4 protein-coding genes and 2 pseudogenes are annotated in these 4998 nt (G+C 61.0%); 3 read left to right on the top strand and 3 right to left on the bottom strand.

All coding sequences use genetic code 11. The annotated features are described in order from the left end of the window. Both WA989_RS05630 and WA989_RS05625 read right to left on the bottom strand, forming a co-directional pair. Window positions 1-577 (bottom strand): annotated as a pseudogene (locus WA989_RS05630) (peptidase M28); the annotation flags it as partial. Window positions 578-658: 81 nt separating this feature from the next. Next, window positions 659-1576: a pirin family protein gene (locus WA989_RS05625; RefSeq protein WP_424339527.1), complete on the bottom strand. Its 918-nt coding sequence runs from the start codon at window positions 1574-1576 to the stop codon at window positions 659-661. 44 nt (window positions 1577-1620) lie between these two features. On the opposite strand from WA989_RS05625, the gene WA989_RS05620 reads away from it, so the two are divergent. The 3 genes from WA989_RS05620 to WA989_RS05610 all read left to right on the top strand — a co-directional run bounded on the left by WA989_RS05620 (window position 1621) and on the right by WA989_RS05610 (window position 4303). After that, window positions 1621-2211, top strand: coding sequence for a uracil-DNA glycosylase family protein (locus WA989_RS05620; RefSeq protein ID WP_424339526.1), 591 nt, complete (start codon window positions 1621-1623; stop codon window positions 2209-2211). A gap of 71 nt (window positions 2212-2282) precedes the next feature. Continuing rightward, on the top strand, window positions 2283-3191 hold the full coding sequence (locus tag WA989_RS05615) for an alpha/beta fold hydrolase (protein WP_424339525.1): 909 nt from the start codon (window positions 2283-2285) through the stop codon (window positions 3189-3191). A gap of 65 nt (window positions 3192-3256) precedes the next feature. Beyond that, complete coding sequence (locus WA989_RS05610; RefSeq protein ID WP_424339524.1) at window positions 3257-4303, top strand: Glu/Leu/Phe/Val family dehydrogenase; 1047 nt, start codon at window positions 3257-3259, stop codon at window positions 4301-4303. A gap of 27 nt (window positions 4304-4330) precedes the next feature. On the opposite strand, the pseudogene WA989_RS05605 reads toward WA989_RS05610, so the two are convergent. Beyond that, a pseudogene (locus tag WA989_RS05605) lies at window positions 4331-4998 on the bottom strand (ribonuclease E/G); the annotation flags it as partial.

The following is a 4998-nucleotide window of genomic DNA, read 5'->3' as shown; positions in this document are numbered from 1 at the left end:
CGTCGACGCCTTCATAGTCGTTCCAGTCATCTTCGGGCGCGACAACGCCGTAGCCGACGAAGACAAGATCAGAGTCGGACCAGTCCAGCTCTTGTGCGTCCTGATGCTTGGTCCAGAGAACCGCGTCCTGTTTGAGTGTCATCGGATAGGCTTCGCCGGACCGGCCGCCCTCGAATGTAAGGCTGGAGGCATTTTCATCCAGTGTCTGCTCGACCATGCCAACGCTCTGATACCAGGATCCATTGTCGCCGCCCGGCTCAAGGCCGATCCGTTCCATTTCCGCGGCGATCCAGACGGGCGCCTTTTCGCCGGCTTCGCTGCCAGGCCCGCGGCCCTCAAAGGCATCATCGGCAAGCGTCTTGATGCGCACGGCGAGATCGTCTGCTGTAATCTCAGCGGAAGTTGCATCGGGGAGCGGAAGAAGAAGCTCGTCTGACGTCCTTGTCTCTGCAGTTTCCGTTTCCACCGCTTCGGCTGGCGGCGTCTCTGCGTCGGTCGTTTCTGCCGGCGCCGTGGCCTCGTTGGAACAGGCGGCGAGTGCGAGAAGTGAGATAGCGGGCCAGAGCGTGCGCTTCATGTAAGTGTCTCCGTTGATAGTTGTTTGCCCGTGTTCTGGCACAAGCACGAAGCGGTCACAAGAAAACCGATGTGCGGCAGATTATTTGCGCGACTGGTCTTCAGGTAGGGGAATGTATTCCGTTTCGCCATCCGGTAGCGCAAAGCGTGTCCCTGCCCAGGCGTTCGCGATCGAATCGCGCCAGCCCGCCTTGGCTTCGTCGATCAGCTCCTGCCGGCTGGCGACAAGGTTCCACTCGATCTTGCGCGGGCCATCCATGGTCTGCCCGCCGACCAGCATGAAATAGGTCTCCGGTTCGGCATTTATGAGCGCTGCCATGTCGGGCTTCAGGACCGCCATTTCGCCCTGAGCGACAGCCTTCCCATTGATGCGGACCGTCCCGCCAGCGACATAGACCGCGCGTTCATCGGCTGCGTCTGCCGGGATTTCGAAATCGGCGCCGTCCTTTGCTGACACGCCGACATACCAGATGCCCCATGGAAACCTGACTGGCGATGTGTGGCCCCAGGCCGATCCTGCCAGCACCTGCGCCTGCGCCCCGCCGAGATCGAATACGGGCAGGTCCGCCTTTGGATGATGAGTGAAGGAGGGCTCGCACATCTGCTCACCCTCAGGCAACGCGACCCAGGTCTGGATGCCGTGAATACGCATGCCGGTCTTGCGCTCTTCCGGCGGTGTGCGCTCGGAATGGACGATGCCCTTGCCGGCGACCATCCAGTTCACCGCGCCGGGGCGGATGACGATATCCGAGCCGACCGTGTCCTTGTGGGCGATGGCGCCGTCGAACAGATAGGTCACGGTGGCAAGGCCAATGTGCGGATGAGCGCGGACGTCCATGCCATCGCCCGGCGCATATTCGGCCGGCCCGAAATGATCGAAGAAGATGAAGGGGCCGACCATTCGTCTGTTGTGGAAAGGCAGGACGCGGCGAACCTTGAAGCCGCCGCCAAGGTCGCGCGCGCGGGCTGTTATGACCTGCTCAATAACATCGCTACCCATTCCGCACTCCTTGATCTTTCGCGAACATTGAACACGTTGCATAAGTGTCAAGCGAACTCCAAGCCTATCTCGACAAATTGCGCGCCTGCGAGATCTGCAAAGGCGCTATGGACCGCGCGCCAAACCCGATTGTGCGCGCCCAATCATCGGCACGCATTCTGGTTGCGAGCCAGGCGCCAGGCAATCTCGCTGACGTGAAATCACAACCCTTCGCAGACCCCTCAGGTGTCCGGCTTCGCGAGTGGATGGGGGTGAGTGATGACGAGTTCTATGACGAAAGCAGGATCGCGATTGCGCCCATGGGCTTCTGCTTTCCCGGCTATGACAAGAATGGCGGCGATCGTCCGCCCATGAAGGTCTGCGCGCCGACCTGGCGGGCGGGGCTACTGGAACGGATGCCAAACCTTGAGCTTGTGCTGGCGATTGGCGGCTATGCCCAGAGCTGGCATCTGGCAGCGGCCAAAGCGAAGACGCTGACCGAAACCGTGCGGGACTGGCGCACCCATCTCAAATCCGGTGTCCTGCCGACGCCGCATCCCAGCTGGCGCAACAATGGCTGGCTGAAACGCCACCCCTGGTTTGAAAATGAGGTCTTGCCGGAACTCAGACGCCGGGTGAGAACTCTCTTATCATGAGATGGCTGGCCGCAGTCTTCGCCCTTTTCCTGTCCGCGTGTGCGACACCAGCAGTCCAGACGGCATTACCCATGGCTTCTTCGACAACCTCGTATTTCGACGCGCCCAACAACCGCTTTGTGAGCTTTGACGGTTCTGAGCTTGGCCTGTCCGTTTGGGAGGCGCGCTCCGGAGCGCCAGACCATGTGATCGTCGGCCTTCATGGCATGAACGACTATGCCAATGCCTTCCATCTGATTGCGCCGTGGATGGCTGAGCGCGGCGTAACAACCTACGCCTATGACCAGCGCGGATTTGGACGTTCTGCCGACAGGGGCGTGTGGCCGGCCGATGGCCTGATGCAACAGGACCTCAGAACCGCCATCGCGCTCGCCCAGGCCGAGCATCCCGGCACGCCTGTCACGATCATTGGCATTTCGATGGGCGGCGCTGTCGCGATGACTGTGTTCGGCTCAGACGACCCGCCTATGGGTGTTGACCGCCTCATTCTCTCAGGGCCCGGCGTCAGGGGGTGGGGCGCGCTTAACCCGCTCTATAGCAGCAGCCTTTGGATAGCAGCCCATGTGCGCCCTGGCTGGGTCGTCCGCCCGCCCAAGGGCGTGAAGATCGAGCCCTCTGATAATATCGAGATGCTTAGAGCGCTCTGGTTTGATCCACTGGGCTTGAAGGACAACCGTATCGACCAGGTTTACGGCCTCGTTTCCCTGATGGAACAGGCGCATAAACGTGTCCCAAATCTTCCGTCCAGCGTGCCGACGCTCCTGACTTATGGCGCAAAGGATATCGTCATACCGCCTGACGCCATGAAGCGCACCGCGAAGATCCTGCCGGAGCATGTCCAAACGGCGTATTATCAAGACGGCTACCACATGCTTTTGAGAGACCTGCAGGCAGAAGTCGTTTTTGCCGATATCCTGGCGTTCATGGAAAATCCTTCCGTGGAACGCCCATCTGGCGCGCCGTCCCTTCCCTTGCAGTGAACATGCGGGTTGACCCTGCCTGCAAGATCGCTATGGCGCTGCCCTAAGTCCCGGAGGCAGTTTGCATGTTTGATCATCCGTCCTACGACCATCACGAAGGCGTTCATTTCTTCGAGGATGAGACCTCCGGCTTCAAGGCAATTATTGCAATTCACTCGACTGCCCTTGGTCCGGCGGCGGGCGGCTGCCGCATGTGGAACTATGAGACAGGCGAGCAGGCGCTTCGTGATGCGCTGCGCCTGTCACAGGGAATGAGCTTCAAGAACGCCATGGCGGGCCTCCCGCTCGGCGGCGGCAAGGCCGTGATCTGGGGAAATTCCAAGACGGACAAATCGCCGGCGCTGTTCGAAGCGTTCGGCCGGGCCATCGAGTCTCTGAACGGGGATTATTACACCGCCGAGGACGTCGGCATTGATACAAGCGACATGGCTATCGTCGCGACGCAGACCTCTTACGTCGCCGGCCTCGACACTGGCGCTGCGGCCAGCGGTGATCCATCTCCGGTCACGGCCACCGGCGTTTATCGGGGAATCAAGGCCTGCTGTGAGCGGGCGTTCGGCAATGGTGACCTTTCGGGGCGCACCATCGCTGTCCAGGGTGTCGGATCGGTTGGCGGCTATCTCTGCGATCATCTTGCGAAGGAGGGCGCGAAGCTTCTCATCGCCGATATCGACCAGGATGAACTGAACGCTGTGGCCGGTCGGACGGGCGCTGAAATCGTCGCGCCCGAAGCGATCTATGATGCCGAGGCAGATGTCTTTTCGCCCAATGCGCTTGGGGCCATTCTCAATCCAGGGACGTTGGACCGCCTGAAGGCGAAGGTCGTGGCGGGCGGCGCGAACAATCAGTTGGCCACGCCCGAGATGGGCGAAGCCTTACGTCACAAGGGCATCCTCTATGCGCCTGACTACGTCATCAATGGGGGCGGCATTATCAATGTCGCGGCCGAGATCTCAGGTGAGTATTCGCGCGATTGGGTGATGTCGAAGCTCGATGTGATGATTGACACGCTGGGTCAGGTCCTTGATGAGGCGCTGTCTGCGGATGAACCAACCTATCTGGTTTCCGAGAGGATCGCGCGCAGCCGCATTGCAGCTGCGCCGTCCAGATAAGCGTCCAGTGCGGCTATTCGTGAGCGGCTAGCGCCCGCGCGACCACCAGCCCCGTTTCTTTGGTTTTTCCTCTTCCTTTTGACCCTCGTCGGTGATCAGGACAGGTTCGCTTGCAACGGGTTTATCAGCATCGAACACAGCCGCCGTGGAAGCCGCTTCGGTCTCTTTGGCTTCAGCAGGTTCGGGCTCTGGTTTGTCGGCCTCTGCCGGTTTGGGCGCGTCAGCCTTCTTAGAAGCTTCGACAGGGGCGGGAGAGGGCTTGTCAGCTTCACGTTCGTCCTTTTTGGCGGTGTCTGACGAGCCCGTTTCAGGGTCCTGTTTGCCAGAATCAGTCTTGGCTTCTTCCTGATTCTCAGGCTGTGCTTCGGACTTTCCTTCAGAAGGCTTTCCGGCCGGTCTGCGACGCCGGCTGCGGCGTTTTTTCGGCGCCTCGGCCGGTTGCTTGTCATCCGCCTTGGCATCCGTGGCCGACTCGTCGTCGGTGTTCGGATCGTCAGCCTTTTCGGCCTCCAGCGCCACTGTTTTCGCGAGCTGCGGTTGCGAGGCCGTTGAGCGATTGGCTTGGTCTGGATCGGGCAGGGCAGGGGGCTCATCGTCGAGCAGGGCCGGCGCACTCGCTGCCAGTCCATCGAGAAGGGCACCGCCATCTGCAGGCACGATCGGCCGGGCATCCCGGCGCCGGCGGCGTCCGCCCC

The sequence above is a fragment of the Henriciella sp. genome (genome assembly GCF_049649345.1).
Taxonomy (GTDB): Bacteria; Pseudomonadota; Alphaproteobacteria; order Caulobacterales; family Hyphomonadaceae; genus Henriciella.
Note: the sequence above shows the minus strand (reverse complement) of the source record. Positions and strands in the feature narration are given on the sequence as shown.

What these genes read in the sequence shown, in the direction of transcription:
- WA989_RS05610 (WP_424339524.1), top strand. Translation starts at nt 3,257, where the DNA reads ATGTTTGATCATCCGTCCTACGACCATCACGAAGGCGTTCATTTCTTC.
- WA989_RS05625 (WP_424339527.1), bottom strand. Translation starts at nt 1,576, where the DNA reads ATGGGTAGCGATGTTATTGAGCAGGTCATAACAGCCCGCGCGCGCGAC.
- WA989_RS05615 (WP_424339525.1), top strand. Translation starts at nt 2,283, where the DNA reads ATGGCTTCTTCGACAACCTCGTATTTCGACGCGCCCAACAACCGCTTT.